24 protein-coding genes and 3 pseudogenes are annotated in these 26,614 nt (G+C 71.5%); 12 read left to right on the top strand and 15 right to left on the bottom strand.

Going from position 1 to position 26,614, the window contains the following annotated elements; translation table 11 throughout:
* Nucleotides 1-62 precede the first annotated feature (62 nt).
* Entirely contained in the window at nt 63-1,403 is a 1,341-nt protein-coding gene (locus G3I77_RS11400; RefSeq protein ID WP_248502807.1) for a BTAD domain-containing putative transcriptional regulator, read from the top strand.
* A 28-nt stretch (nt 1,404-1,431) separates the two neighbouring features.
* Here G3I77_RS11400 and pip read toward each other — a convergent pair whose 3' ends face one another.
* Nucleotides 1,432-2,394 (bottom strand): prolyl aminopeptidase, encoded by a 963-nt coding sequence (pip, locus tag G3I77_RS11395; protein ID WP_248502805.1) that lies wholly within the window; start codon nt 2,392-2,394, stop codon nt 1,432-1,434.
* 72 nt (nt 2,395-2,466) lie between these two features.
* Between pip and G3I77_RS11390 the strand changes: the two genes are divergently transcribed.
* Complete coding sequence (locus G3I77_RS11390; protein WP_248502803.1) at nt 2,467-2,946, top strand: MarR family transcriptional regulator; 480 nt, start codon at nt 2,467-2,469, stop codon at nt 2,944-2,946.
* A 107-nt stretch (nt 2,947-3,053) separates the two neighbouring features.
* Here the strand turns inward: G3I77_RS11390 and G3I77_RS11385 are convergent, their stop codons facing one another.
* Complete coding sequence (locus G3I77_RS11385) at nt 3,054-4,040, bottom strand: LacI family DNA-binding transcriptional regulator (RefSeq protein ID WP_248502952.1); 987 nt, start codon at nt 4,038-4,040, stop codon at nt 3,054-3,056.
* Between the two features lie 313 nt (nt 4,041-4,353).
* On the opposite strand from G3I77_RS11385, the gene G3I77_RS11380 reads away from it, so the two are divergent.
* Entirely contained in the window at nt 4,354-6,411 is a 2,058-nt protein-coding gene (locus G3I77_RS11380; RefSeq protein ID WP_248502801.1) for a glycoside hydrolase, read from the top strand.
* A 396-nt stretch (nt 6,412-6,807) separates the two neighbouring features.
* On the opposite strand, the gene G3I77_RS11370 is transcribed toward G3I77_RS11380, so the two are convergent.
* On the bottom strand, nt 6,808-8,256 hold the full coding sequence (locus G3I77_RS11370) for a DEAD/DEAH box helicase (protein WP_248502799.1): 1,449 nt from the start codon (nt 8,254-8,256) through the stop codon (nt 6,808-6,810).
* Between the two features lie 152 nt (nt 8,257-8,408).
* The gene (locus G3I77_RS11365; protein ID WP_030846597.1) at nt 8,409-8,612 is read right to left on the bottom strand and encodes a cold-shock protein; all 204 of its coding nucleotides are present in this window, start codon (nt 8,610-8,612) and stop codon (nt 8,409-8,411) included.
* A 314-nt stretch (nt 8,613-8,926) separates the two neighbouring features.
* Between G3I77_RS11365 and G3I77_RS11360 the strand changes: the two are divergent.
* Nucleotides 8,927-9,592, top strand: a pseudogene (locus G3I77_RS11360) (MMPL family transporter); the annotation flags it as partial.
* Here G3I77_RS11360 and G3I77_RS11355 read toward each other — a convergent pair.
* From G3I77_RS11355 to G3I77_RS11340, 4 genes are all read right to left on the bottom strand, one after another.
* Complete coding sequence (locus tag G3I77_RS11355) at nt 9,572-10,750, bottom strand: serine hydrolase (RefSeq protein WP_248502797.1); 1,179 nt, start codon at nt 10,748-10,750, stop codon at nt 9,572-9,574. The pseudogene G3I77_RS11360 and the gene G3I77_RS11355 sit on opposite strands and share 21 nt — an antisense overlap.
* Nucleotides 10,751-10,847: 97 nt before the next feature.
* Nucleotides 10,848-11,561 carry a response regulator transcription factor gene (locus G3I77_RS11350; RefSeq protein WP_248502795.1) on the bottom strand — a complete coding sequence of 238 codons (714 nt, stop codon included), beginning with the start codon at nt 11,559-11,561 and terminating at the stop codon, nt 10,848-10,850.
* Entirely contained in the window at nt 11,558-12,730 is a 1,173-nt protein-coding gene (locus G3I77_RS11345) for a sensor histidine kinase (RefSeq protein WP_248502793.1), read from the bottom strand. The genes G3I77_RS11350 and G3I77_RS11345 overlap by 4 nt, the downstream gene beginning before the upstream one ends.
* Nucleotides 12,731-12,817: 87 nt before the next feature.
* A complete protein-coding gene (locus tag G3I77_RS11340; RefSeq protein ID WP_248502791.1) occupies nt 12,818-13,201 on the bottom strand; it encodes a helix-turn-helix transcriptional regulator in 384 nt (127 codons plus the stop codon).
* 98 nt (nt 13,202-13,299) lie between these two features.
* Here G3I77_RS11340 and G3I77_RS11335 point away from each other — a divergent pair, with 98 nt between their 5' ends.
* The 4 genes and pseudogenes from G3I77_RS11335 (at nt 13,300) to G3I77_RS11320 (ending at nt 16,513) form a co-directional block, all read left to right on the top strand.
* Nucleotides 13,300-14,580 (top strand): MFS transporter, encoded by a 1,281-nt coding sequence (locus G3I77_RS11335; RefSeq protein WP_248502789.1) that lies wholly within the window; start codon nt 13,300-13,302, stop codon nt 14,578-14,580.
* A 48-nt stretch (nt 14,581-14,628) separates the two neighbouring features.
* A pseudogene (locus G3I77_RS11330) lies at nt 14,629-15,414 on the top strand (acyl-CoA dehydrogenase family protein); the annotation flags it as partial.
* A gap of 142 nt (nt 15,415-15,556) precedes the next feature.
* A complete protein-coding gene (locus G3I77_RS11325) occupies nt 15,557-15,715 on the top strand; it encodes a hypothetical protein (RefSeq protein WP_248502788.1) in 159 nt (52 codons plus the stop codon).
* A gap of 243 nt (nt 15,716-15,958) precedes the next feature.
* Nucleotides 15,959-16,513 carry a CGNR zinc finger domain-containing protein gene (locus G3I77_RS11320; RefSeq protein ID WP_248502787.1) on the top strand — a complete coding sequence of 185 codons (555 nt, stop codon included), beginning with the start codon at nt 15,959-15,961 and terminating at the stop codon, nt 16,511-16,513.
* A 17-nt stretch (nt 16,514-16,530) separates the two neighbouring features.
* On the opposite strand, the gene G3I77_RS11315 is transcribed toward G3I77_RS11320, so the two are convergent.
* From G3I77_RS11315 to G3I77_RS11285, 7 genes are all read right to left on the bottom strand, one after another.
* Nucleotides 16,531-16,818, bottom strand: coding sequence for a DUF4190 domain-containing protein (locus G3I77_RS11315; protein ID WP_248502786.1), 288 nt, complete (start codon nt 16,816-16,818; stop codon nt 16,531-16,533).
* A 122-nt stretch (nt 16,819-16,940) separates the two neighbouring features.
* Complete coding sequence (locus G3I77_RS11310) at nt 16,941-17,537, bottom strand: TetR/AcrR family transcriptional regulator (protein WP_248502785.1); 597 nt, start codon at nt 17,535-17,537, stop codon at nt 16,941-16,943.
* 19 nt (nt 17,538-17,556) lie between these two features.
* Nucleotides 17,557-19,620: a discoidin domain-containing protein gene (locus G3I77_RS11305; protein WP_248502784.1), complete on the bottom strand. Its 2,064-nt coding sequence runs from the start codon at nt 19,618-19,620 to the stop codon at nt 17,557-17,559.
* Between the two features lie 278 nt (nt 19,621-19,898).
* On the bottom strand, nt 19,899-20,249 hold the full coding sequence (locus G3I77_RS11300; protein ID WP_248502783.1) for a MerR family transcriptional regulator: 351 nt from the start codon (nt 20,247-20,249) through the stop codon (nt 19,899-19,901).
* Between the two features lie 525 nt (nt 20,250-20,774).
* Nucleotides 20,775-21,008 carry a CBS domain-containing protein gene (locus tag G3I77_RS11295; RefSeq protein ID WP_248502782.1) on the bottom strand — a complete coding sequence of 78 codons (234 nt, stop codon included), beginning with the start codon at nt 21,006-21,008 and terminating at the stop codon, nt 20,775-20,777.
* A gap of 47 nt (nt 21,009-21,055) precedes the next feature.
* Nucleotides 21,056-22,549, bottom strand: a complete 1,494-nt coding sequence (locus tag G3I77_RS11290) for a DEAD/DEAH box helicase (protein ID WP_248502781.1) — start codon at nt 22,547-22,549, stop codon at nt 21,056-21,058.
* Nucleotides 22,550-22,728: 179 nt separating this feature from the next.
* Nucleotides 22,729-22,932 carry a cold-shock protein gene (locus G3I77_RS11285; protein WP_028799214.1) on the bottom strand — a complete coding sequence of 68 codons (204 nt, stop codon included), beginning with the start codon at nt 22,930-22,932 and terminating at the stop codon, nt 22,729-22,731.
* Nucleotides 22,933-23,416: 484 nt separating this feature from the next.
* Here G3I77_RS11285 and G3I77_RS11280 point away from each other — a divergent pair.
* From G3I77_RS11280 to G3I77_RS11265, 4 genes and pseudogenes are all read left to right on the top strand, one after another.
* A pseudogene (locus G3I77_RS11280) lies at nt 23,417-23,683 on the top strand (ArsR/SmtB family transcription factor); the annotation flags it as partial.
* A 253-nt stretch (nt 23,684-23,936) separates the two neighbouring features.
* A complete protein-coding gene (locus tag G3I77_RS11275; RefSeq protein WP_248502780.1) occupies nt 23,937-25,331 on the top strand; it encodes a phosphatase PAP2 family protein in 1,395 nt (464 codons plus the stop codon).
* 201 nt (nt 25,332-25,532) lie between these two features.
* Nucleotides 25,533-26,129, top strand: a complete 597-nt coding sequence (locus G3I77_RS11270) for a DUF5994 family protein (RefSeq protein WP_248502778.1) — start codon at nt 25,533-25,535, stop codon at nt 26,127-26,129.
* Nucleotides 26,130-26,134: 5 nt separating this feature from the next.
* A complete protein-coding gene (locus tag G3I77_RS11265; protein ID WP_248502777.1) occupies nt 26,135-26,443 on the top strand; it encodes a hypothetical protein in 309 nt (102 codons plus the stop codon).
* Nucleotides 26,444-26,614 lie beyond the last annotated feature (171 nt).

Raw genomic sequence — 26,614 nt, 5'->3', positions numbered from 1 at the left:
TGACCAAAGCCTCACCACTCCCGGCCGCTGCCCCGGCCGCACGGCTACGCTGCCGGGCAGCCATGGATTTCCAGTTGCTCGGTCCGTTCGCCGCCCGTCACCAGGGGCGGCCCGTGCTGCTCGGCAGCCGCCGTCAGGAGCGGTGCCTGCTGGCGGTCCTGCTGCTGCACCCGGGCCGCGCCGTCCCGACCGACCGCCTCATCGACCTCCTGTGGGACGCCGACCCGCCCGCCTCGGCCCGTGCCACCGTCCACACCTACGTCGGCCGGCTCCGCGCCGCGCTCCGGCCCTACGAGGTGTCCGTCGAGACCCGGCACGAGGGCTACGCCGTGGAGCAGGGCCCGCACCGGATCGACGCGCAGGAGTTCACCGCGCTCGTCGGGCAGGCGGCCGACGCCCGTAGTCCGGTGGAGCGGACCGGCCTCTACGACCGTGCCCTCGCGCTCTGGCAGGGCCCGCTGCTCGCGGATGTCGCCGACGACCGGCTGCGTGCACGTCTCGACGGCCGGCTCGGCGAACTGCGGCTGTCGGCGGTGGAACAACGGGCACAGACCCAGCTCGGCATGGGTCTGCACGAGCGGGTGGTCGCGGACCTGACACCGGTGCTCCAGGAGCACCCGACCCGCGAACGGCTGGTCGCCGCGCAGATGACCGCCCTGCACCGCGCGGGCCGCCAGGCCGAAGCGCTCCGGCTGTACGGCCGTACGCGCGCCCTCCTCGCGACCGACCTCGGCATCGAGCCGAACCCCGAACTGCGCACCCTGCACGAGCGGATGCTGAGCGGCGACCCCCGGCTGGACCGGGCGCCCGGGCCGGTCTACGCGGTACGGGTCGACGACCAGTGGCTGCCCTGGAGCACCAGCGGGCACCCCGCGCTGGAGTTCTGCAACACCTACGCCGGGTGGGAAGGGGACCGGCTGCCCGGGTCGGAGTGGCTGCTCGAGTACGCCACGCTCGCCGTGTGGGCCGGGCACGTGGACCTGATCGAGGAGCGGCAGGCCGCCCGGCTGCGGGAGCAGGCCCTGGACCGGCCGGACGAGGCCGCCGCCGCTCTCGACGAGGCCCGGCGGTTCCGTACGGACCTGTACGCCTGCCTGACCGACCCGCAGGACGGCAGGGCCTTCAAGGCGGTCGCCGCCGTGGTGGAGGAGGCCGCGAGAGGCTCGGTCTTCACCCGGCGCGAGGACGGCCTGGGATGCTGGCGGCCCTCCCCCTCGGCAGGCCTGCGCCTTCCCCTGCACGCGGTGGCCCGCACGGCGGCCGAACTGCTCGCCGACCCGCGCCGCTTCACCGTCCGCGGCTGCCCCAGCCGTGACTGCGGCTGGCTGTTCCTCGACGAGAGCGGCCGCCGCAGGTGGTGCAGCCTGGGGACGTGCGGGGCGAGGCGGGCGGGCGGCAGCTGACGGTGTACCGGTCCGGGCCCAGCCCCTGTCACACGCCCCGGAAGCGGTCCGTCGCCGCCAGGACGGCCGCCGTCGTGGAGCTCCCCGACAGCCCGTGCCCCTCGTCGCCGATCAGGACGAGTTCCGCGTCCGGCCAGGCCCGGGCCAGCCACCACGCGATGTCCGCGGGCCCGCTGATGTCCATCCGGCCGTGGATCAGCACGCCGGGGATGCCGGCCAGCTTCCCGGCGTCGCGCAGCAGCGCCCCGTCCTCCAGGAAGGCGGCGTGCCGCCAGTAGTGCGTGACGAGACGGGCGAAGCGCATCCGGAAGAGCGGGTCCTCGTAGCGGGGGTCGGGCCGGTGCCCCGGCAGGGTGGAGACGTGTACGTCCTCCCACCGGCACCACTCCCGCGCGGCCCGCTCCCGTACGGCCGGATCGGGGTCGGCGAGCATCCGGGCGTAGGCGTCCACCAGACTCCCGTCGCGCTCCGCCTCCGGTACGGCGTCCCGGAACCGGGCCCACTCCTCGGGGAAGATCCGCCCCATGTCCCGGGTGACCCACTCCACCTCGCGGCGCGTGGTGCTGGTGACGCTGAAGAGGACCAGCTCGGACACGGACGCGGGGTGCTGCTCGGCGTAGGCCAGCGCGAGCGTCACGCCCCACGAGCCGCCGAGGACCAGCCACGCCTCGATGCCGAGGTGCTGCCGCAGCTGCTCGATGTCGGCGATCAGACGGGGCGTGGTGTTGGCGGCGAGCGAGGTCCGCGGATCGGCGGCGTCGGGCGTACTCCGCCCGCATCCGCGCTGGTCGAGGAGCACGATGCGGTACGCCGCCGGGTCGAACAGCCGCCGCCAGGACGGCCCCGCCCCCGACCCCGGCCCGCCGTGCAGCACGAGAGCGGGCTTGCCCGCGGGATTCCCGCAGGTCTCCCAGTACACGCGGTTGCCGTCGCCGACGTCGAGCATGCCGTGCGCGTACGGCTCGATGCCGGCGGGATAGAGCTCGGCCATGCGAGAGGTCCTCTCCTGACCTGCCTGCCTCGGATGAACAGCGTGATGTAACAGCGCTGTTAGATTAACAGGGTGAGGAATCAACCGGATCCGGAAGCCGTGGGGACGCTGCTCCGTCACGTCCTGGAACTGCTCGACGGAGATGTGGCCAAGGTCTACGAGGAGCAGGGACTCGCCGAGTACCGCCCCCGCTTCTCCCCGGCCGTCCGTGCTCTCCTGGCCGAAGGGCCGCTCTCCGTGCGTGACTTGGCCGCGGCGATCGGCGTCACGCACTCGGCCGCGAGCCAGACGGCGGCCCAGATGGCCCGCGCGGGCCTGGTCACCCACACCCCCGACCCGCTGGACGCCCGCCGCCGACTGGTCGGCCTCACGCCCAAGGCCCGGGCGCTGCTGCCGCGGATCGAGGCGGAGTGGGAGGCGACGAAGGCGGCGATGGCGGAGCTGGACGCGGAACTGTCCATGCCGCTGGGGGAGTTGCTGACGGAGGTGGCCCGGGCGGTGGACCGGCGGCCGTTCGCGGAGCGGGTGGCGGCCGCACGCACGGCTATTTGATCTTGGTCCAGCCCGCCGGGGTCAGCCTGCGGTGGTCCCGGTCGTCGGTGTCCTCCCGTGCCGGCCCGGTGTGCCGGATCGTCCCCGCGTCCCGCGGCCCGCGTCCCTCAACCCGGCTTCCGCGCCGTGCTCGCCCGCCGCACCAACCGCGTGGGCACCAACGTCGTCCCGTGTTCCGCCCCGTCCGCCCGCATCTTGCTGAGCACCCCCTCCACGCACAGCCGCCCCACCTCCGCGAAGTCCTGGTGGATCGTGGTCAGCGGTGGGAGGAAGGACGCGGACTCGGGGATGTCGTCGAAGCCGATGACGCTGACGTCGTCGGGAACGCGGCGGCCGCGTTCGTTCAGGGCGCGGAGCAGGCCGAGCGCCATCTGGTCGTTGGCCGTGAACACCGCCGTGCAGTCCGGCTCGTCGGCCAGCCGCAGACCGGCCCGGTAGCCGGATTCGGCCGACCAGTCGCCGCGCACCAGGGGCGGTGGGGTGCGGCCCGCCTCGGTGAGGGTGGTGCGCCAGGCGTTGGCGCGGCGCTGGGCGGCGAAGGAGCCCTCCGGGCCGGCCAGGTGCCAGACCGTGTCGTGGCCGAGGTCCAGGAGGTGCCGTACGGCGTCACGGGCGCCGCCCGCCTGGTCGGTGTCGACGACGGTGTAGCGGTCGCCGGCGTCGGAATCGGCCACCACGACCTGCACCCCGGGCGGGAGGGAGACCGTCGCCGCGTCGAGCAGGTGGATCTCCATGATGACGATGACCGCGTCCACGGCGAGCTCACCCAGCCGGGAGAAGGCGCCGTTCACCTCGTCCTGGGTGGGGACGGCCACGGGCAGCAGGGTGACGGCGTACCCGTGCTCGGCGGCGGAGGTGGCGATGGCCTCCAGGGTGCGGATGTTGCCCATGGTGGAGAGCGAGAAGGTGATCACGCCGAGGGTGCGGAACTCGCCCCGGCGCAGCGCCCGGGCCGCGCTGTTGGGTCGGTAGCCCAGCTCCCGCATGGCCGCCAGGACCTGCGCGCGGGTGTCCTCGGTGACGCCCGGGAAGCCGTTCGAGACGCGGGAGACCGTCTGGGACGACACTCCGGCGAGCTGCGCGACGTCCGCCATGGACGCGCCCTGGCGGGGCCGGGCCGCACGCCTTCTCGTACGGCTCGTGCCCCTCGACTCGCTCTCGCCCTCCACGGTGCCCATCTGCCCCTCGTTCCCCTCGCCGCGCACCCGGCGCAATTTTCGGTCCGGAACGAGTCCTTGACCCCTGAGATTCGGACAGTGTAGACATCCCGCCAACGGATGTTTACGTAAACATTCCCTAGTCGAAATCGTACGAGAAGGCGCCAGATCCGCACCAGTCGCACCACGTAGGCCCCGATCTCTGCGTCCGCCGGGACGCGCGGCACGCAGAAGAGCTGGAGTACTCGAGATGGCACACCGCACCCGCAAGAGAAGGCTCCTCGGGGCCGTCGGCGTCACCTTGGCGACCGGAACCGTCCTGGCCACCGCCACCCTGCCCGCCGCGCACGCCGAGACGGACGCTGCCGGTGCCGCCGCGGCCGGCGTCACCGTCCGGCCCGACCCCTCCTACTCGGGTGAGAAGTTCGAGGGCTGGGGCACGAGCCTGGTCTGGTTCGCCAACGCCACCGGCGACTACCCGCCCGCGGTGCGCGAGAAGCTCTACAAGCTCCTCTTCGGCGACGACGGTCTGAACCTGAACATCGCCCGCTACAACATCGGCGGCGGCAACGCCCCCGACGTCAAGGACTACCTGCGGGCCGGCGGCGCGGTCGAGGGCTGGTGGAAGGCCCCGGCGGGCACCACCCGCGAGGACGTCGACTGGTGGAACGCGGACGACCCGGCGGACTGGAACAAGAACGCCGACAAGACGCAGCGCTGGTGGGTCGACCGCATCAAGAAGGACATCACCCACTGGGAGACCTTCAGCAACTCCCCGCCCTGGTTCATGACCGAGAGCGGCTACGTCTCCGGGAACTTCGACGCGGGCAAGGACCAGCTCAAGCCGGAGTCCGTGGAGGACTTCGCCAAGTACCTGGTGGGCGCGACCGAGCGGCTGGAGAAGGCGCACGGCATCAAGGTCGACACCCTGGACCCGTTCAACGAGCCGAACACCAACTACTGGGGCACCAAGCTCGGCCCGGACGGCGAGCCGACCGGCGGCCGCCAGGAGGGCGCCCACATCGGCCCGGAACTCCAGCAGAAGGTGATCCGCGCGCTGGCCCCGGTCCTGAAGAAGTCCCGGTCGGACGCGGACATATCCGCGATGGACGAGACGAACCCAGGCACGTTCGCCACGAACTGGAACTCCTACCCCCAGGAGGTGCGTGACCTCGTCGGCCAGATGAACGTCCACACCTACGGCACCGGCCAGCGCACCACCGTCCGCGACCTGGCCAAGGCCGCCGACAAGCCGCTGTGGATGAGCGAGGTCGAGGGCGACTGGGGCGACGGCCAGAGCTTCACGGACATGCGGCCGGGCCTGGGCCTCGCCCAGCGCATGGTCGACGACCTGCGGGAACTGGAGCCCAAGGCCTGGGTGTTCTGGCAGCCCGTCGAGGACTACGACAACATGAAGCCGGGCGGGGAGTCCGCCAAGGGCGGCAACTGGGGCGAGATCCAGCTTCCGTTCAGCTGCACCTCGAAGGACACCCTGAAGTCCTGCCCGATCTACACCAACACCAAGTTCGACACGGCCCGCAACTTCACGCACTTCATCAAGCCCGGCGACCGGCTGATCAAGACGAACGACACGTCCAGCACCGCGGCGGTCTCCCGCAAGGGCGACGCGGCGACCGTCGTCCACGTCAACAGCGCCACCGAGGCGCGTGAGGTCACGCTCGACCTGTCGAAGTTCGGCCGGGTCTCCTCCCGTGCCACGGTCACCCCGGTGGTGACCAGCGCCGACGGCAAGCTGGAGAAGCAGAAGCCCGTCCGCGTCACCGGCAAGCAGGCCACGCTCTCGGTGCCCGCGCAGTCGGTGACGTCGTTCCTCGTCAAGGGCGTCTCCGGTGTCGCCAAGGACGCGGCGGAACTGCGCAAGGGGCACACCTACCGCCTGACCGGTGTCCAGAGCGGCAAGGACCTCACCCTCGCCGGCAACGGCACGGGCCTGGTCATCAAGACCCCGAACGCGTCCGACCCCAGTGGTCAGCAGTGGCGGGTGGAGCAGATCCGCGGTGAGGACAACCGCAAGCGCTACGTCCTCACCGAGACCGGCGCGGACAAGCGCCTGGCCATCCGCGACGGCGCCCTGGTCGCCGAACCCGACGAGGGCCGCCGCGACGACGCCGCGCAGTGGATCGCGTCCTCGACCGGCGACGGCACATGGACGCTCGTGAACGCGGCGACCGGCCAACTCCCTGATGTCGGAGGCCAGTCCACGAACGACGGCGCCCCGGTGGGCGTCTGGCAGCCGAACTCGGGCTCCAACCAGCGCTGGAAGATCACCGACGTGACGGGCAGCTGACGTCCCGCCCAGCCCTCGACGCCCCCGGCACCGCTGCCCAACCGGCCGCGAAGCCGGGGGCGCCGCGCGCCGCCCGGTCTCTCCCTGGACGCCCCGCAGGGCCTCGCCGTCCACGGCGACGACCTGTTCACCGTGGACACCGAGCACCGCAGACTCTGGTCGGTGTCCCTGACCACGGGCGAGCGCCGCGTCGAAGCCGAGGACCTGGCGGTGGGCCTGCCGCCGGGCGTCGACCACCGCCCCGATCCGGCCCTCTTCGCCCACGGCGGCCCCGGCCTGGCGCCTCGCTTCGCGGGCCTCGCCGCGGCACCGGACGGCTCCCTGCTCGTCTCGTCGAACGGGGAGGGCACGGTGCTGCGGCTGTCGCCGGGCCATAGCCAGGGCTCGGCGGCCGGTTCAGCGGCGGCGGCCCCGGGACGGCCTGCCCCGCCGTGCGTTCGGGGCGGAACCCGTGCGCGCGGGGGGCTTCTCGGCGGCCGGCGGGGTGAGGACGACGGGCACGCCCGAGGGCTCCTGCGCCCCGGTGATGCGGCTCAGTTCGTCCTCGCCCGAGCGGACCCGGGTGACCTGCGGGGTGATGCCGGCGTCGGCCATCAGCCGGGTCATCTCGCGGCGCTGGTGGGGCAGGACGAGCGTGACCACGGTGCCGGACTCGCCGGCCCGCGCGGTACGGCCGCCGCGGTGCAGGTAGTCCTTGTGGTCGCCGGGCGGGTCCACGTTGACGACGAGGTCGAGGTTGTCGACGTGGATGCCGCGGGCGGCGACGTTGGTGGCCACCAGGACCGAGACCTGACCGTCCTTGAAGCGGGCCAGGGTCCTGGTCCGCTGGGACTGGGACTTGCCGCCGTGCAGGGCCATCGCGCGCACGCCGACGGCCAGCAGCTTCTTGGCCAGCCGGTCGGCGGCGTGCTTGGTGTCCAGGAACATGATCACGCGTCCGTCGCGGGCGGCGATCCGGGTCGTGGTGGCGTGCTTGTCGTCGTCCTCCACGTGCAGCAGGTGGTGCTCCATCGTGGTGACGGCGCCCGCGGAGGGGTCGACGGAGTGGACCACCGGGTCGTGCAGGTAGGTGCGGACCAGCCGGTCGACGTTGCGGTCCAGGGTGGCCGAGAACAGCATCCGCTGGCCGCCGGGGCGCACCTGGTCGAGCAGGGCGGTGACCTGCGGCATGAAGCCCATGTCGGTCATCTGGTCGGCCTCGTCGAGGACGGTGATGTCGACGTGGTCCAGGCGGCAGTCGCCTCGGTCTATGAGGTCCTTGAGCCGGCCGGGCGTCGCGACGACGACCTCGGCGCCGGTGCGCAGCGCGTTCGCCTGCCGGCCGATCGGCATGCCGCCGACCACCGTGGCGAGCCGCAGCCGCAGCGCGCGGGCGAAGGGGGTGAGGGCGTCGGTGACCTGCTGGGCCAGCTCGCGCGTGGGCACGAGGACGAGGGCCAGGGGCTGCCGGGCCTCGGCGCGCTGCCCGTCGACGCGGGCCAGCAGGGCGAGGCCGAAGGCCAGGGTCTTGCCGGAGCCGGTGCGGCCACGGCCGAGGACGTCCCGGCCGGCCAGTGAGTTCGGCAGCGTCGCCGCCTGGATCGGGAACGGCGCGGTCAGCCCCTCGGCGCGCAGCGCGGCCAGCAGCCGCTCGGGCAGGTCGAGGTCGTCGAACGCCTCGACGGCCGGCAGCGCCGGGGTGACGGTGACGGGCGGTGTGAATTCCCGGCTGGGGGCGGGGCGGCGCCCACCGCGGCCGCCGCCCGCCGGACGGGAAGCGGTGCTCCCGCCGCCCGACTTACGGGACCGGAACCCGTTGCCACGGGAGTGGGAGGAGTTGTTGTTCTTGCGAGCAGTGCGGTCCAAGAGGAACCTTCCTCGATGCGGCACGCGTCGAGGAATGCGCGGCGGCGCCGAAGAGCCGCAGGATTCGCAAGAGTTGAGCCGGAGCAGAGCAAAACGAGCCGGGGCCCGCACCGCGAGGGTGCAGGCCCCGGTTCAGGGCATTCGCGTACGCGTCAGGCGGGAACGATGTTCTCGGCCTGCGGGCCCTTCTGGCCCTGCGTGACGTCGAAGGTAACCTTCTGGCCTTCCTGAAGCTCGCGGAAGCCGGAGGTGGCGATGTTCGAGTAGTGGGCGAACACGTCCGGGCCGCCACCCTCCTGCTCGATGAAGCCGAAGCCCTTTTCCGCGTTGAACCACTTCACGGTGCCAGTTGCCATGTGTATCTCCCTTGGGGGGCAGTACCCGAGATCCGCACTTTGCGGATTCGGGGTCGCTGTGATGATCACCCTCCGGAGAGATCCGAAAATCCTCGGAAACAAAAAGAGTGCTCGTCGACAAAGGTCGATAGAGCACTCGAAGTCTCTGGGAACCAAAACTGCAACACCAGCCAAGGTAGCACAGGCGGCGTCGGATGGCTCGGGAATCTCATACCCGAGATGGAGACGCCCCTCCGTTCGGACTGCGTATCCGAGTACCGCGGAATGTCGGCAGGCGCACGACGACGGGACCGCCCGCCCACGGACAGGCTTGGCGCACGGCGAGCGCCGTCGCCCCGTTCCGGGCGAAGACGATCAGCGAGGACGGCACGACGGCCTTCGCGACGGTCACCTACACGGTCGGCGCCCATGACCTCACCGCCGCCTGCCGCAGCCATCTGGAGCTGGCCGTCGACCAGGCCCGGGACGCCGGGCTGACCGTCGAGGCGGGCGGTACCGCGCCGGCCGCCGAGGGCGGGCCGGGCGGCACGGCCGAGGTGATCGGCGTCGCGATCGCCGCCGTCGTGCTCCTGGTCACGTTCGGCTCGCCGGCCGCCGCCGGGCTGCCCCGGCTGACGGCCGTGGTCGGTGTCGGCGTCAGCATGGCCACGATCCTCGCCCTGTCCAGTGCTCTGGGCCTGTCCACGACCACCGGCACCCTGGCGATGATGCTGGGCCTCGCCGTCGGCATCGACTGCGCGCTGTTCGTCGTCTCCCGCTACCGGGAGGAGCGCGCCAGGGGCCGTACGCCGCAGGAGGCGACCGGGACCGCCGTCGGTACGGCCGGTTCCGCGGTCGTGTTCGCCGGGCTCACCGTCGTGATCGCGCTGGCCGGGCTCGCCGTGGTCGGCATCCCGATGCTCACCAAGATGGGGCCGGCAGCGGCGGGCGCGGTCGTCGTCGCCGTACTGATCGCCGGCCTACGGCCTGCCGTAGGTGGCCACCATGAGGGCCTCGGCGGTCCTGTTCATGTCCTGGCCCTTGGCGTCGGTGGAGTTGACGCTGTAGACGAGGGTGCGGGAGCCGTCACGGGTGGAGGCGATGGCGGCGTTGTAGCCCCAGCGCCCGCCCGTCTTGCCCCAGACCTCGCGCCCGCCCAGCACCTTCATGGACAGACCGGCGGAGTAGGCGGCCGGCTTCCCGGTCCTGAAGTCGGTCACCTCCGGCAGTGTGAACATCTCCTGGAGCAGCGGCCCGCGCACGATCCGCCCCCGGAACAGGGCGCCGGTGAACCGCTCCAGGTCCGCGGTGGTCGAGACGATGTTCCCGGCCGCCCACGCGTCCGTGGACCCCCACGCGGAGACGTCCCGGAGACCGGTCGTGCCGTCGTCGAGCCGCATGGTCTGGTAGCCGTGGTTGTGCGGCCCGGCGATGCGCGGGTTCGTCCCCGGGAAGGAGGTGCCCCGCAGCCCCAGGGGCCCGAGCACCCGCCGGGCGAGCTGACGCTCGTACGAGTCGCGGGTGGCGCGCTCGATGACCAGACCGGCGACGGTGTATCCGATATTGAGGTAGTGCTGCCGCTCGCCCGGCGCGAACTCGGGCTTCTTCGACGTCGCCGAGCGGACCATGTCCCGGGGGTCGTGGACGCGGAAGCGGTTCGCGTACCACTCCTCGACGGTGGTGCCGGGGAAGTCCGGGGCCGGGATGCCGTGCGTGTGGTTGAGGAGCTGCCGGACGGTGACGCCCCCGTACGAGGCGGGAATCAGCTCCGGCAGGTACGAGCGGGCGCTGCGGTCGAGGTCCAGCCGTCCCTCCTCGGCCAGTTGCAGGGCGACCGCGGCGGTGAAGACCTTGGTCACGGATCCGGCGCGGAAGCGGCCGGCCGGATCTGCGGGCCGGCCGGTCCGCAGATCGTGCACGCCCGAACTGCCGTGCCAGCTGCCCTCCGTGCCGCCGACCCGGACGAGCGCGGCGGTGGCGTCGGAGGTGGGCAGTCCGGCGATGGCGGCTTCGAGGGCGGGGTTCGGGGACTGCCCCGTGGCCGGTCGCGCGGCGGTGGACGCGGCCGGGGCGGAAGCGGCCGCCGGGAGGACGGACGGCCCCACGGCGACTCCCACGACGAGGGCGGCGGCGGTCAGGAGGCTGGTGCGGGTCTTCATGGCGAACTCCGGTGAGGCGATCCGACGTTGAGGTGACGGCTTCATCCTCCGCAGCTGCGCCGTTCCGCGGATCGCCCCCGCCGGTGGTCCTGCGGCGTCACTTCCTCGCCGACGCGGGGGAGGAACCGGCCCGGACCGCTCCCCCGGGCGGGGGATCCCCGGCCGCGACGAGTCCGGTCTCGTAGGCGCAGATCACGGCCTGGATCCGGTCCCTGAGGCCCAGCTTCGAGAGCACGTTGCCGACATGCGTCTTGACGGTGTGGTCGCTGACCACCAGCTCGGCGGCGATCTCGGCGTTCGACAGGCCGCGCGCGAGCAGCAGCAGCGTCTCGCGCTCCCGGGCGGTCAGGGCGTCCAGCCGGGGATCGGGCCGACGGGCCCGGGCGGCTGCGGGCCGGGTGTACTGCTCCACCAGACGCCGGGCGACGGAGGGGGCGAGCAGCGAGTCGCCCCGGGCGACGACCCGCACGGCGTGCACGAGGTCGTCCCGGCGGACGTCCTTGAGCAGGAAGCCGCTCGCGCCCGCGTGCAGCGCGTCGTACACGTACTCGTCGGAGTCGAAGGTCGTCAGCATCACCGTCCGGCACCGGCTCGCCGCGCTGATCGCGCGGCAGGCCTCGATGCCGTCCGTGCGGGGCATCCGGATGTCGAGCAGCGCCACATCGGGCGTGTGCCGCCGTACCGCGTCGACGGCCTCGCCGCCGTCGCCCGCCTCGGCGACGACCTCGATGTCCGGCTGCGCGTCCAGGATCATCGCGAAGCCGCTGCGCACGAGCTCCTGGTCGTCGGCGACCACGACACGGATCGTCACGACCCCACCTCCGCGGTCGGGGAGAAGGGAATCCGCACCCGCACCTCGAACCCGCGCCCGCCCGCTCCCGGTCCGGCGACCGCGCTGCCCCCGTGGGTCCCGGCCCGCTCACGGATCCCGACGAGCCCGTGTCCGCCGCGACGGGACACGGATCGCGGCCTGCTCCCGTCATCGCTCACGCAGACCTCCAACTCACGATCTGTGTAGGTCAATTGCACCTGTACGCTACGCGCGTCCGCATGCTTGAGGGTATTGGTCAGGGCCTCCTGGACCACCCGGAAGACGGTGGCCCCGACGGCTTCCGAAACGGGCCGGGCCTCCCCCACGGCCCGGTACGCCACGTCGAGCCCGCTGCCGCGCACCCGGTCGAGAAGTCGGGGCAACGCGGCGAGCCCGGGCTGCGGCTCGCGCGGGGCGGTGCCGTCGTTCGGGTCACCGTCCTCCCGCAGTACCCCCAGCATGTGACGCAACTGCGCCATGGCGTCCCGCCCGGTCGCGGAGATGGCGTCGAAGGCGGCCTCGGCCCGCTCGGGCGCGGTCCGCACGGCCACCGGACCGGCCTCGGCCTGCACGACCATCAGGCTCACGGCGTGGGACAGGATGTCGTGCATCTCCCGTGCGATCCGGGCCCGTTCGAGCGCCGCGGCCTGTTCGGCCTCGACACGGTGGGTCCGCTGCCGGGCATCGGTCAGCCGCCCGAACACATAGGCGGCGGTGAACACGAAGAGCGAGAAGGTCAGTTCCCGCGCCGACCGGGTGTTGAGCCACACCCCCACCGGCACGGCGACCGCCAGCACGAGCCCGGTGAGGAGCCGTTTGCGCGGGGCGGACAGCGCGGCGATGGTGTAGGCGACGACCAGCCCGGTGTAGGGCAACGGCTGCCCGGGCCCGTCGACGGTCAGCCGGTACAGCGCGTTGGCGGCCAGCACCGCGAACAGCACGGCGACGGGAGCGCGCCTGCGCCAGACCAGGGGCACGACGGTGAGGGTGCTCAGCCCGTACGCGGCCCAGGTCGCCGGCGGCAGCCCCGGCGCGCGCGGCACGAGGAACGGCATGGTCATCGCGCCCTGGACGAGCAGCGCGACACCGATGTCGACCAGGAGCGGATGCTCCGCCGTGAGTACCCGCCCCCGCTCCCACCGCCCGCGTACTTCCCCGCGTATGCCCATGGCGACGTAGGACCCCCGTCTCGTGCTGCCCGACCCCGGAACCGTAGCGGGGAGGCGGCCTCACGCGCCGGGAGAACAAGCCCTGGTTCAGGGCGTGTCCGGCGGTGTCCAGGCCGCCACCAGGTCCACCAGCCCGGGGAACCGGGCGTTGAGGTCGTCCACGCGGACGTGGCTGCGGCGTTCCAGGCCGTACTGGCGCTGGCGGGTGACGCCGGCCTCGCGCAGGGCCTTGAAGTGGTGGGTGAGGGAGGACTTGGGGCGGTCGAGGCCGAACCAGCCGCAGGAGTGGTCGAACGCCTCCGCCTCGAGCAGGAGTTTGCGCACGATCCGCAGCCGCAGCGGGTCGCTCAGCGCGCCCAGCACGGTCTCCAGCCGCAGCTCCCCGACCGCCGGCTCGGGCAGCGGTTCCGGCAGGTTCTCCGGCTCCGGCACCACCTTGATGACCGGCGCCTGTCGGACCGTCGCGGACATAGCCAGCTCCCTGTAACCGAAATCCTATGTACGAGTTCAATCGTACTGCCTGCTAAGTTCGAACGGACTCGTACTGAGCTTGCCGGAGGGAGCAACCCATGTCGGAGAGTCGGACCCTGTCCGCCGAGACGGTGGACGAACAGCAGGCCGCACCGCCGGAGCCGGCCACGCCCGCACCGCCGGAGCCGGCCGCGGCCCGCACGCCCACCTGGTGGGTGTGGCTGGCGGCCTGGCCGGTGACCGCCGTCTTCGTGCTGTCCAACGCGGCGACCCCGCTGTACGTGCTGTGGCAGCGCGACATCGGGTTCTCCAAGGGCACCCTGACCGTCGTCTTCGCGGTCTACATCGTCGGACTGCTCGGCTCGCTGCTCGTGTCGGGCGTCGTCTCCGACCGGCTGGGACGCAAGCCCGTGCTGCTGCCCGCCCTCGCGCTCGCCCTGGCCGCCTGCGTGATCTTCGCGACCGCCACGACGGTCGTCGCACTGATCGTCGCCCGGCTGTTCACCGGCATCGCCGTCGGCGCGGTCGTCTCCGCCGGCATGGCCGCCGTGACGGACGTGGCAGGCCCGGAGCGGAAGCGGCTGGCCGCGCTGCTCGCCTCCTGCGCGATGGTCTTCGGGGCCGGCCTCGGCCCGCTGCTCGCCGGCCTGCTGTCCGAGGCGCTCCCGGCCCCCATCGTCACCGTCTTCGTCGTCGAGGCGGTCCTGCTGCTCACGGCCGTCCTCGCCGTGCTGCGCATGCCGGTACGCAGTCCCGCCGCCCGCGGCAAGGGCGCCTGGGTGCGCGTGCCCGGCGTACCGCACGGCAACGGCATCCATCTCGCCCTGGGCATCGCGGTGTTCGCCCCCGGCATCACCGCCACGTCCTTCGTGCTGTCGCTCGGCCCCACCCTCCTGACCGAACTGCTCGGCACCACCAGCCGGATCGTCGCCGGAGCCATGGCGTTCGTCATGTTCCTCGCCGCCACCGGCGTCCAGTTCGCCGTGCGGAAGCTGCCCCGGCGCACCATCCTGACCGCCGGTGCGATCAGCACCACCCTCAGCATGGCCGCGCTGATCGCCGCCGTGCACGCCTCGTCGGTCGCGCTGCTCGTCGCCTCCGCCCTGCTCGCCGGGGCCGGCCAGGGCATGGGCCAGCTCGGCGGTCTGTCGCTGCTCAACGCCACCGTCCCGGCGCGGCGCCTCGCCGAGGCCAACGCCGCGCTGAACGTGGGCGGTTACATCCCGGCCGGCCTCCTGCCGGTGTCCACGGGCTACCTCATGGACGCGGTGGGCCTGCCCACCGGCGCGACGCTCTTCGGTACCGTCCTGACGGGCCTCGCCGTCGTCGGCGGACTCGTCGTGCTCTCCGGCCACCGCCGGGTGTCCGAGCCGGTGTGACAGGTCGGCGCGACCAGGACCGACTCGACGGCGATGCTCCTCACGATCGCCCAGACCAGGCCTTCGGGCGATTCCCGGGGTGACAAGGGCGGCGAGGCCATGCGCACCACCGCCCGGCGCGAGGGCGACACCTGGGTCCTGAGCGGCGCCAAGAAGTGGATCGGCAACGCCACCTTCGCCGACTACGTCGTGGTGTGGGCCCGGGACGTCGACGACAACCACGTCAAGGGGTTCGTCGTCGAGAAGGACATGCCCGGCTTCGACCCGGTGAAGATCGAGAACAAGCTCGCCTTCCGGATCGTGGAGAACGCCGAGATCACCCTGACCGACGTCCGGGTGCCGGAGGCGAACCGCCTGCTGAACATCAACTCCTTCCGGGACGTCGCCGAGATCCTGCGCGCGACCCGCGCCGGGGTGGCCTGGCAGGCCCTCGGTGTCATGGTCGGCGCCTGCGAACTGGCCCTGGACTACGCCCGGGAGCGCCGCCAGTTCGGCCGCCCGATCGGCGGCTTCCAGCTCGTGCAGGACCTGCTGGTCAAGAGCCTCGGCAACATCACCGCGTCCGGGGGGATGCTGGTGCAGCTCGCCCGGCTCCAGGACGCCGGCATCTTCCGCGACGAACACTCCGCCCTGGCCAAGGCGTTCGTCACCTCCCGGATGCGGGAGGTCGTGGCCTGGAGCCGTGAGATCTTCGGCGGCAACGGCATCCTCCTCGACCACGACATCGCCCGCTTCTTCGCCGACGCCGAGGCCGTCTACTCCTTCGAGGGCACCCGTGAGATGAACACCCTGATCGTCGGCAAGTCGATCACGGGCGAGAGCGCCTTCGTCTGACCACCACCCGCACACCAGGACGGAACCAACCCCGGGTCACGACCCGGGGTTTCGTTCTGCCGGGCGGCATATTGACTGGCCGGCGAGGACCGGGCCGCGTACGGTCGGCGCGATGAGCAGGAGACGCTACGTGGCCAGGTGAGTGCCCGGCGGCCACCGCATCTGGGACAACCGGGGGCGCCGCTGGTGGGGCGACTTCTACGAGTTGTGCCCGGACGACCTCCTTACCGAACTCAACGGCCAGGCGGACCAGGCGCGGATCACCGCGCTGATGAGGCGCTACCGGGCGCAGAAGCGGTAGACGATCCCTGACGCGGGGCTGCGAGAACCGAAGGGGCGTCAGACGTGGGCCGAGGGTCGTTGGCCTGACTGCCCTCCCATGTGTCACCGGTTCAAGCGGTGGCTTGGTGGGTGCAGTACTTCGCATTGCCAGTCGATAGGCGCCCGCCGTCTACGCGCCCGCCGCCTACGCGCGGGCCGCCGTCGTCGACGCCGATCACCTCTGAGGCTTGCCGGAGGTATGGTCACTGGTCAGAATGGTGACGTGAACCCCGGCCATGTCTTCGTCTGCGGAAACCCGGCCCTCGACTTCGCCGCCACGCTCCGAGCCCGCCGTTCGGCGCGCTTCGAGATGCTCGTGTCGCCGGACCGGCTGACCGCGTGGTACGTGGAGTCCGGCCTGGTCGACGCGGTCTCCCCCGGCCAGGCGGCCGACGTCGAGCGGGCGAGGGCCGTACGGGAAGCGGTCTACCAGCTGGTCACCGCCCGCCGGCTCGGGGAGGAGTACGACGGGGCGGCGCTGACCGTCGTGAACAACGCGGCCCGCACGCCGCCCGCGGTGCCCCAGCTCACTCCGGCGGCGCGATGGACGCAGGCGACGCCGGACGAGGCCCTCTCCCTGGTGGCGCGCCACGCCGTCGAGCTCCTGAGCGGCCCGGACGTGCCCCTGCTCAAGGAGTGCGGGAACCCGGAGTGCACCCGCACCTACATCGACCGCTCGCGGGGCCTGCGGCGGCAGTGGTGCGGGATGGACTCCTGCGGCAACAAGATCAAGGCAGCCGCGTACCGCGCCCGCAAGAGGACCACGACGGCCCCCTGACCGGACGTCAGGCCGTCCTAGCCCCCGACGTACCAGCTGAAGCCGCCGTTGCTGGTGGCCACGGCCAGGAGTACGAGCCACAGGACCACGTCGACGATGCCGAGGATGATGCCGGCCTTCGCCATTCCGGCGCCGTTCCTGACCGACGCCTGCCGGCGGGCGACGGCACCGAAGACGATGGCCAGCGGGCCGAGAACGATGTTCAGGAAGAACAGGCCGATGATGCCGCAGCACAGGCTCGCGATCGCCAGGCCGTTGGTGCGCGAACCGGAGGACGCAGCAGAGGAACCGCCGTAACTCGCCATGGGGAACTCCCAGTTGTCGATGGCACGGACCGAACGGGCCGTACTCTCCTCACTTTCGACTTGTTTTGTTCGAATGCCCCTCAGGGGCGTTCCCATGACAACCAATTCGGGAGAGGCTCCCGTCAGTTCTCGTGCACCAGCCCGGCGACGTGCGCGGTGACGGTGTCGAGGATGCCCGCCCAGGCCGAGTCGTCGCCGAGGACCAGGTAGTTGAGCGTCAGGCCGTCGGTCATGGCGGCCAGGTAACGGGCCAGGACGGGAACGGGTACCCGAAGGCGCAGGCCCATGGTCTGCCGCAACTGGTCGATGAGCTCGGTGTACGCCTCGGCGTACAGCTCGTACTGACGGCGTGCCAGATGTTCGAAACCGGGCTGGCGCAGGGCGTACTGCGTGAGCTCGTAGGTGAGCATGTGCTCGTCCGGGTGGGCGCGGACGTGGTCCCAGTACGCCTGGAAGCCGGCCCGGACGGTCTCCTCGAGGGTGGCTCTGGGCCGTATGGCCTCCTTCACCACCGTCACGTAGTGCCCGGTGATGGTGGTGATGACGGACTCGATCAGCTGTTGCTTGGAGTCGAAGCAGTAGTGGAAGACGCTCAGCGAGACGCCCGCCTCGGCGGCGATGGACCGGGTCGTCGTCCTGGGGACGCCGTCCCGGGCCATCGCCCTGATCGCCGCTTCGGTGAGCTGTCGCCGCCGCTCGGCGGACGGCAACCGTGCCATGGAGCCCCTCTCGTGGGTGTCAGCGGCTGTGGACGCCGACCTCGTGGAGGGAGTAGCCCCAGCCGGTGCCGCGCTCCAGCCCGTGGACGCGGACGTACCTGGCCGCCGTGCCGGCGAAGCGCGCCGTGTCCAGGCCGCCGTCACCGGCGGTCGTGGACCAGGCGGTCCGCCAGTTCACGCCGTCGGTGGAGAGTTCGATCCGGTACGACTTCGCGTACGCGCGCTCCCAGTCGAGGGTGACCCGCTGGACGGTCTGGCTGGAGCCGAGGTCGACCTGGTACCACTGGTCGTCGCTCCAGTCGCTGGCCCAGCGGGTGCGGCGGTCGCCGTCGACGGCCCGGTGCGGCTGGTAGCTCGTGAACAGGCTCCACTCCGAGGAACTGGCCGATGTGCTCGCGCCGCGCGCGAGGTTCGCCCCGGCCTCGTGCTGCTCGGAGGCCGCCCAGGTGTCGAGGTAGGACTCGGCGCCCCGGAACAGGTCGTCGACCACGTCCTGGCCGCCGACCCGGCGGATGTCCTCGATCCAGTCCGGGACGAGGCCGTAGTGGGCGGCGCCGTCGGTGTTCAGGTCCCAGGTGCGCTCGCCGGTGGTCTGCCGGTCGATGACCGAGCCGCCGTCGACGCTCTTGAACGGGTATGTGACCTTGTTCGGCGCGTCCGCCCCGCGCGGTCCCGGCCAGCCGCCGACGCCGTTCATGTCGGTGCCGTAGCCGTAGCCCACGCCGTACTTGTCCCGCAGCCCCTCCGTGCGCTTCGCCTCCGCGACGAAGCCCTCGGAGCCGTGCATGTACTGGGCGATGAAGCCGCCGAGGCCGTAGACGCGCTCGGTCCAGTCCATGTCCATCCAGCTGTGCGAGGAGAGCACGCCGGGGTAGGACTCGGCCTCGAAGATGTCGAGCACCCGGCCGGTGGCCTTGACGCTCATGTGGTCGATCTCCAGCATCATGCCGCGCTTCATCATGCCGCGTACGGCGTACTCGCCGAGGTCGGTGAGTCCCCGGACGTTGCACTGCGCGTCGGCGCTGTACGACGGGACCTCCTCGCCCGCGGGGAGCTTCTCCTCGGCCGCGGCCGCCGGGGCGTCGCCGATGGGGTTGTCGCGTTGCGGGCCGGTGCACTTCTCGGTCTTCCAGTACGTGCCGGTCGACAGGAACTGCCCGACGTTGATGGCCGTTCCGAGCGAGCCCGAGTCGAAACGCACCCCGCACAGGGCGTTGTCGAACTTGTGGCACAGGAACATGCTGCGCACGCCCAGCGCGTGCAGCTCGTCCAGGCCCTTGTCGATGTCCGCCTTGCTGCACTGCGCGATGTCCAGGACCTGCTTGCAGCCGAAGGGCTCGGAGGTCTCGACGCCCATGATCACCGCCAGCTTGCCCTGCTCGATGACCTCGCGGGCCTGTGCGCTGTCGGTGACGACCCGGAACCAGCCCTTGCCGGGCCCGCCGTACATCCTGTCGACGAAGGCCTGCATGTCGTACGTCAGCTTGGCCTGGAGCCGGATGGACGTCATCTCGTCGCAGGAGCGGTCCTTGAAGAAGTACACGGAGCAGATCACGCCGTTGGTGACGAGGTCGTTGACCAGCACCCGCTGCCCGCCGCGCCAGGCCCGCTCGATCCAGGCGTAGTAGTTCTGCTGGTGGGTCAGCGAGTCGTGCGCGGGCCAGTCCTTGAAGGTGGGCCAGCCGTTCGGGTCGTGCTTGCCGTCGCCGCCGTTGGTGATGAAGTCGAAGATCGCGAGCGAGCCGTCCGGGTAGTGCTCGGGGCAGTCCTTGAGCGCGTCGGCCACACCCTGCTCGGAGAACGCCTTTCCGCAGATCAGACGCCCGCCGAAGGCCTCGTTGGAGAAGATGTGGTCGTGCGCGTCGACGAACCCGCGCACCTCGCCCTCGGCGTTCGTGCCGGTGAAGGGCTCGCCCGTGACGTTGATCCGGGAGTCCGGCGCGGGCCGTGCCGTCGGGTCCCACCAGTCGTTCCCGGCTGCCGCACTCGGTGTGGGCCCGAGCGCGATCGACAGCACGAGCAGGAGCAGCGACACAACGGTGACGTTCTTGCGTCGGCGGTACGGGCGTCCGGAACTGGTCACAGCCACGTCCCTCGGTCGGCGGGTCGCGCGGTCGGTGAACCGGGTGCGCCGGGACCGGGAGCCGGCCCCGCGGGTGCCTTGTCATGACCTCGCAAAGTGTGCGACGAGAATCGCCACTACCGCCTTACGAGTCAAGAGTCCGGGACGGTTGACCTGATGACGCAAGGGGCCGGTTCACCCCGGGTGGCTTCCGCACCGGCCGGGGCGACAACGAACCCCAGGTCGCCGACCTGGGGTTTTCAGGGAGCGGGTGACGGGCCCCGCCTGCTTCGACGTGATCAGCTCGAAACGGGAGCGGAACCACCGGAGGCTTCGTTCGCGGCACGGCGGTACTCGGCGTTGATGCGCTGAGCTTCCTCGAGCTGGTCCTCGAGGATGACGATGCGGCAGGCGGCCTCGATCGGGGTCCCCCTGTCGACGAGCTCGCGGGCGCGCGCGGCGATCCGCAGCTGGTAGCGGGAGTACCGGCGGTGCCCGCCCTCCGAGCGCAGCGGCGTGATCAGACGGGCCTCACCGATGGCTCGCAGGAAGCCGGGGGTGGTGCCGAGCATCTCGGCGGCCCGGCCCATGGTGTAGGCCGGGTAGTCATCGTCGTCCAGACGATTGCTGAGCGGGGTATCTGCTGCCATGTCACCTCGTAGTACAACGCGTCGAGGGGCCCTGGTGCCGTACGGCACCAGGGCCCCGAAGGAAATTCAACACCATCTGTCGGCCCTTATGCAGTGCCGACCTTCTGTTTCCGCTGCCCGGCCCGACTTCGGGAGGGGTGCGGGGATCGCGGCTGCGTGACCGGGGACCACCATCCAATCCGGGGTCTTGCGGTACCCGGACCGAGCGCTGCCGGGCCGGGCGATCCTGATGGCGTCTGCTCCTCCGTCCTTCCTCGGGTCTCCTCTGACCATGTCTACGAGAAGAAGACTAACCACGGCGAGAGCCAATGTCTACCCTGGCAAAGGTAGATTTTGGAGCCCGGTGGGCACAGGCATCCTGTGGCTCGGATCACGTGCGGGCGCGAGGACGAGCTCGTGGACGAGTCCACGGATGGACCAGTCGTCACACGGGTGGCGCGGCGACACGACACGACAGTGAGGGCCCTGCCGACGCGCGTCGGCAGGGCCCTCACTGATTCCCGGTGGCGGTCACCCGCCGGTGTTTCACCCCTCGGGGATGTCCCGGAGACGGACTCGGTCCGTGTAGGTGGGGGCGTCCCGGAGGAGGCTGAGCCGGGCCAGGGTGATCAGGCCCGTGCTCTGGTCGTCCCCGTCGCACAGGACGAGGTGGTCGACCCGGGCGCCGGCCATGAGCGACAGCGCCACCTCGACCGTCATGTCGTCACGGATCCGAGGTGCGTGGGCCGTGGCGTGGTGCTGCGTCAGAACCGGCGTCATGGGTGTCTCCTGCCGAGAGGGGATGGCCGGCGGGCGCAGGGCTCTGCCTACGCGGCCGAGCCGAAGCCGGTCCGCCGCTGCGCCCTCGGGCGCGCCGCCTCTCCGGCGGGACGGCCCTGGCCGGCGGGACGGCGGCCCCGGCGGCCCCGGGGCGAGGCAGACCCGCCGCGAGGGCGTTCCGCGCGCGGCGCGGTGATGACGACCGGGACGCCGGAAGGGGCCTGGGCACCGGTGATGCGGCTCAGCTCCGCCTCGCCGGAACGCACCTGGGCGATCTGGGGGGTGATGCCCGCCGACGTCATCAGCCTGCTCATACCGCGACGCTGGGCCGGGGTCACCAGGGTGACCACGCTGCCGGACTCGCCGGCGCGGGCCGTACGGCCGCCGCGGTGCAGGTAGTCCTTGTGGTCGCTGGGCGGGTCCACGTTGACGACGAGGTCGAGGTTGTCGACGTGGATCCCGCGCGCGGCGACGTTCGTCGCCACCAGGACCGTCACGTCCCCGCTCTTGAACTGGGCGAGGGTCCGAGTCCGCTGGGGCTGGGACTTGCCGCCGTGCAGGGCCGCGGCGCGGACACCGCTGCTCAGCAGGTGCGTCGTCAGCCGGTCCACCGCGTGCTTGGTGTCGAGGAACATGATCACTCGGCCGTCGCGCGCCGCGATCTCGGTGGTCGTCCGGTGCTTGTCCGCGTCGTGCACGTGGAGAACGTGGTGCTCCATCGTGGTGACGGCGCCCGCGGAGGGGTCGACGGAGTGGACCACCGGGTCGTGCAGGTAGGTGCGGACCAGCCGGTCGACGTTGCGGTCCAGGGTGGCCGAGAACAGCATCCGCTGGCCGCCGGGGCGCACCTGGTCGAGCAGGGCGGTGACCTGCGGCATGAAGCCCATGTCGGCCATCTGGTCGGCCTCGTCGAGGACCGTGATGCCGACGCCGTCCAGCCGGCAGTCGCCCCGGTCGATGAGGTCCTTGAGCCGCCCGGGCGTCGCGACGACGACCTCGGCGCCGCCGCGCAGCGCACTGGCCTGCCGGCCGATGGACATTCCGCCGACGACGGTGGCGAGCCGCAGGCTCACGGAGCGGGCGTACGGAGTGAGCGCGTCGGTGACCTGCTGGGCCAGCTCGCGGGTCGGCACGAGCACGAGGGCGAGCGGCTGCCGCGGCTCGGCACGCTGTCCTGCCGTCCGGGCCAGTACGGCGAGGCCGAAGGCCAGGGTCTTGCCGGAGCCGGTGCGGCCACGGCCGAGGACGTCCCGGCCGGCCAGGGAGTTCGGCAGGGTCGCCGCCTGGATCGGGAACGGCGCGGTCACGCCCTCGCGGCCGAGCGTGGCCAACAGCCGCGCGGGCATGTCGAGATCGGCGAACGACTCGACGGCGGGCAGCGGGGGTGTGATCGTCTTCGGCGGGGCGAACTCGCCCTGGACGGCTCGTCCGGTCGGCCGGTTTCCGTAACCCCCGGAGCGGCGCGGACCACCGGAGCGGCGGTTGGCGCCGTCGCCTCCTCCGAAGCGGTCACGGGTACGGGATGTGTGGGCACGCTTCATGCGGGACCTTCCTTGACGGGCACGTAGCAAGGAAATCCCGCAGCAGAGGAGCGGCGCAGAGAATCTCGAGACGAGCCGGAGTAGATGCGGCCGGTCGGACCGGCGGGGAAAAGCAGCGAGCTGGGGCCCGCACCCCAGAGGTGCGGGCCCCAGCTGCGAAATATGCGCGAGCGCTGTTGTCAGGCAGGCACGATGTTCTCGGCCGTCGGGCCCTTCTGGCCCTGCGCGATGTCGAACGACACCTTCTGGCCTTCCAGCAGCTCGCGGAAGCCCTGGGTGGCGATGTTCGAGTAGTGGGCGAAGACGTCAGCGCCGCCGCCGTCCTGCTCGATGAAGCCGAAGCCCTTTTCCGCGTTGAACCACTTCACGGTGCCAGTAGCCATTTTGTTTCTCCTTCGGAGGCGGTTTCAGGAATTCACCCTTCGTGAATTCCGTGTCGCCGTGATGATTACCCCGTAGGAAATGAACCTTTTGGCAACCACACCTGCAACTGAGATCGACAGTAGCACGGTGCGATCGGGCCCGCACCGATCGGAAATTCCGGTCCGGGCGGCGGTCGAGGAATATTCGGCGGGCCCCGCTTCTATTTCTCATTTTGCCGGCACAGATATTGACCTCTGCGGGCACGGACCTTCCTGTCACACCCTCGCGCCCCAGCCCTGTGACCTCCGCCGACGGGAGATGCGCCGCTGCCCCGGCCGTCGACGGACGGCACGGCGGCGGAGGTGCCGCAACGCCCCTCCCGCGACGAAGGTCACATCCACGCGCAGGCCGCGTCCAGCGACAGATGCGTGGACATGTCACTGACCTGCCCGACCCCGGTATATTCCTGACGGGAATATTCGTCGTCAGGAATTCTCGTCATCCATGGACGCACTGCTCACCGCACTGGCCGACCCGGCACGCTGGCGGCTGGTGAACCTGCTGGCCGAGCGGCCCCGCCCGGTCGGTGTGCTCGCCCGGCTCGCCGAGGCGCGCCAGCCGCAGACGACCAAGCACCCGCAGACGCTCGAGCGCGCGGGCGTCGTCGCGTCGCAGCGCACCGGCCAGCGCCGCGTCTACGCACTCCACTCCGCTCCCTTGCGGGAGGCGGCGGCCGCGCTGAGCCGGCTCGCCGACACCGCGGAGCGGGCGTAAGTGGACGCTCACCCGTCAGGAGACCGGCGAGCCGGGCGAGCTCGCCATGGTCCACGACCGAGTCCGCCGACCCGGCTCGCCGGCGCACTCGTCGCCGGGCGGCAGGCACAGCCGTCGAGTCACGACACTCCGATAGCATGTTCGAACTCGCGGTGGTCCCGCCATCGCCCTCCAACTGCCCAGCCATTCGGATGAATCGGCCAAAAGATTGATAGCCAGAGCATCGCGGGTGTTTTCGCGAATAAGCGGCATGACTTCGTGGGGCGCTCGGCGCCGCCGGCGCGCGATGCTGTGGGCCGCGGCGGGTGTGGTGGCGTGCGGATTCCTCGTCGTGCTGGAGATCGCCGCACGCCGCTACGGTGAACCGGGGCCGATCACCAACCAGGTGAAGGCCCTGGTCCTCGCCCCCAAGCCGGGGCCGCTGTACGGCGGTCTGGCGTTGATGATGGTGGTGCTCACCTGGCGGCAGCGGTTCGTCGCGGCCGGCGCCGCGATCGGTATCGACGTCGTCCTTCTGTTGGTGCGCTGGGCTGTCGACGCCAGGATGACCGGCGGCCACGCCTTCGGCACCGGTGCGCTGTGGGTGATGCTGGGCTTCGCGGTCGTCGCCGTCACGCGCCGCACCGGCAATGAACGCGTCCTGCTGCTGAAGGGCGTCGGGCTGGGCCTGTTGATGGTGGCCGCCCGCAAGACCGGCGACACCTGGCTGTTCATCACGGCGAAGACCCGCCCGACGGTGCTCGACCCGTACGTGGCGACCGCCGACCACGCGCTGGGCAACCCCTCGTGGCTGGCGGGCCGGATCGTCAAGGCCACCGACCCGTTCAGCAGCCACCTTCTCCAACTGGTCTACGGCCAGCTCGCGGTGGCCGCGGTGGTCGTCGCCTTCTACCAACTGCGCAACGTGGTGGTCGAGCGCCGCTTCCCGAGTCATCACCTGGTGCGCACCTTCCTGGTGATCGGCCTTCTCGGGCCGGGCATCTACATGCTCTTCCCGGTGGTCGGACCGGTCTTCGCCTACGGCCCGGGCGCCTCCGGCACCGGCGGCGTGGAGTGGGCGGCGGCCAACCTGTGGCCGCACACGTGGCCGTCGATCACCACCCCGCACCCGATGACGTACGACGGGATCACCCCCCGCAACTGCATGCCCAGCCTGCACACGGCGTGGGCCGTCGCGATCTACATCCATTCCCGCAGGGCCCCACGGCTGCTGCGGTACGCGGGCACGTTCTGGCTGATCGCCACCCTCGCCGCGACGCTGGGGTTCGGCTACCACTACGGCGTGGACCTCGTCGCCGGCGTGGTGTTCGTGCTCACCATCGAGGCGGCACTGCGCTCGCTCGAACGCGGCTGGGACCGGCCGGGAATCCAGCTGGTCGTCTACGGCACCACGGTCTTCATCGCGCTCCTGCTGTCGTACCGCTATCTGCCGATGGAGATGGCCCGGTATCCGGAGGTGTCCGGGCCCCTTCTCATCCTGGTGATGACCTCGGTGATCTACGGCTACGTACGGACCACCCGGATCCCCGCTCAGCGGTCGGGAAGCCCCCCGGCCCCGGAAGCGGACGCCGCGCGGGGCGGCGCCATCGCCGGAGAACACGAAGGACCTGCTCCCACGGCCACTCCTGCACCGGAGCTGCGCTGACCTCTCGCTTGCCGGTCCGGGGAACGCTTCCGGGCCCGGCCCCGGCTGTCAGACCCGCGGCGCACCCGGGTCCGTCGGGCCGGGGGAGGAGTACGCTGGAATCACCGAGGATATTTCGAACACCGGCTTTCAGGCTCGTGTCGTTTTCGGCGATTCAATATTCCGGGCCGACCGAGGTCGGCCCGGGGCAGGGTTCGCGTCATGACTGCGACCATCTCCCCACCGCCGACGACCGAAGCCGATGACCGGCTCTCCCCGCTCTCTCCGCGTCTGTCGCTGGCTCCCGTCGGCTCCGCACCGGCACTGCTGGACGGCGCCTGGTGGCCCCGCTCCCGCGATCTCGGGGCGGAACTCCCGTCCTTGACCGCCGTACTGGATCCGCTGTGGGGCCGCATCACCCGGGTCACGGTGAATCCCGCCCAGTGGCCGGTCATCCCGCGCAAGGTGCCCGTCGCCGGGCACGTCGTGAACGTGGGCTGGTTCCTGGCCGAGCAGGACCCGCATGAACTGCTCTTGCTCTCCTACCACGTGGGCCGCTGGAACCTCTTGGTCGTCCCGCCTGATACGGCTCCCGACACGGCCGCCTGGCTGATGGCCGCCGCGGGTGACCCACGCCGCATGTCGACCGCGAGCCGGTTGATGGAGGAGGCGGCGCGCCGGCGGGTGCTGCGCGACGCCGACCGGGCCGTGGAAGCGGTCTGGGACTCCGAAGGAGGGCATGAGCCCCGCGACGTGGCCGCACCTCCACCGCTGCCGGCCATGACCGGTGCGATGCCGCAACAGACGACGGGAAGGTGAGGACGGTGGAGACCTTCGTGACCGTGGCCGCGATCCTGGGAATGATCGTGATCGGGGCGCTCCTCATCCGGCTGCTGAACTCGCAGCACGGCGAGCGCATGGCCGGCGTCCACTACGGCCGTACCGGGATGCCTGTCGCGGGACCGGCTCCGTCGGCTCGGCGCAAGGCCCGCAGCAGGGCGGCGACGAGCGGCGCCGGCCGCCGCGAGACCGGGCCCGGCGTACGCGGGCGACTCCGCCCGCGCGCGCGTGAGGGAGCGAGCCCCACCCTTCCGCCAGGCTCGCCCGGCCCGTCACCCGACGGGCGGAACTGACCGCACCGACAGCACAGTCCGCAGTCCGGGACCCCGGCCGCAGCCGCGCACACGACAGGCCGGGGCCCACCCGCATCCGGTGTCGGAAGACCGGGGCGGCCGTCGCTCCAGTGCACGATGCCCGCCGGGCGTGGACCTTCCGTCCGGCTTCGTGCGGCACCCGTACGGCCG

The sequence above is a fragment of the Streptomyces sp. D2-8 genome (assembly GCF_023184515.1).
Taxonomy (GTDB): Bacteria; Actinomycetota; Actinomycetes; order Streptomycetales; family Streptomycetaceae; genus Streptomyces.
Note: the sequence above shows the minus strand (reverse complement) of the source record. Positions and strands in the feature narration are given on the sequence as shown.

What these genes read in the sequence shown, in the direction of transcription:
- G3I77_RS11380 (WP_248502801.1), top strand. Translation starts at nt 4,354, where the DNA reads ATGGCACACCGCACCCGCAAGAGAAGGCTCCTCGGGGCCGTCGGCGTC.
- G3I77_RS11340 (WP_248502791.1), bottom strand. Translation starts at nt 13,201, where the DNA reads ATGTCCGCGACGGTCCGACAGGCGCCGGTCATCAAGGTGGTGCCGGAG.
- G3I77_RS11365 (WP_030846597.1), bottom strand. Translation starts at nt 8,612, where the DNA reads ATGGCAACTGGCACCGTGAAGTGGTTCAACGCGGAAAAGGGCTTCGGC.
- G3I77_RS11270 (WP_248502778.1), top strand. Translation starts at nt 25,533, where the DNA reads ATGACTGCGACCATCTCCCCACCGCCGACGACCGAAGCCGATGACCGG.
- G3I77_RS11285 (WP_028799214.1), bottom strand. Translation starts at nt 22,932, where the DNA reads ATGGCTACTGGCACCGTGAAGTGGTTCAACGCGGAAAAGGGCTTCGGC.
- pip (WP_248502805.1), bottom strand. Translation starts at nt 2,394, where the DNA reads ATGGCCGAGCTCTATCCCGCCGGCATCGAGCCGTACGCGCACGGCATG.
- G3I77_RS11290 (WP_248502781.1), bottom strand. Translation starts at nt 22,549, where the DNA reads ATGAAGCGTGCCCACACATCCCGTACCCGTGACCGCTTCGGAGGAGGC.
- G3I77_RS11275 (WP_248502780.1), top strand. Translation starts at nt 23,937, where the DNA reads ATGACTTCGTGGGGCGCTCGGCGCCGCCGGCGCGCGATGCTGTGGGCC.
- G3I77_RS11310 (WP_248502785.1), bottom strand. Translation starts at nt 17,537, where the DNA reads ATGGCACGGTTGCCGTCCGCCGAGCGGCGGCGACAGCTCACCGAAGCG.
- G3I77_RS11300 (WP_248502783.1), bottom strand. Translation starts at nt 20,249, where the DNA reads ATGGCAGCAGATACCCCGCTCAGCAATCGTCTGGACGACGATGACTAC.
- G3I77_RS11355 (WP_248502797.1), bottom strand. Translation starts at nt 10,750, where the DNA reads ATGAAGACCCGCACCAGCCTCCTGACCGCCGCCGCCCTCGTCGTGGGA.
- G3I77_RS11295 (WP_248502782.1), bottom strand. Translation starts at nt 21,008, where the DNA reads ATGACGCCGGTTCTGACGCAGCACCACGCCACGGCCCACGCACCTCGG.
- G3I77_RS11385 (WP_248502952.1), bottom strand. Translation starts at nt 4,040, where the DNA reads ATGGCGGACGTCGCGCAGCTCGCCGGAGTGTCGTCCCAGACGGTCTCC.
- G3I77_RS11345 (WP_248502793.1), bottom strand. Translation starts at nt 12,730, where the DNA reads ATGGGCATACGCGGGGAAGTACGCGGGCGGTGGGAGCGGGGGCGGGTA.
- G3I77_RS11400 (WP_248502807.1), top strand. Translation starts at nt 63, where the DNA reads ATGGATTTCCAGTTGCTCGGTCCGTTCGCCGCCCGTCACCAGGGGCGG.
- G3I77_RS11335 (WP_248502789.1), top strand. Translation starts at nt 13,300, where the DNA reads ATGTCGGAGAGTCGGACCCTGTCCGCCGAGACGGTGGACGAACAGCAG.
- G3I77_RS11315 (WP_248502786.1), bottom strand. Translation starts at nt 16,818, where the DNA reads ATGGCGAGTTACGGCGGTTCCTCTGCTGCGTCCTCCGGTTCGCGCACC.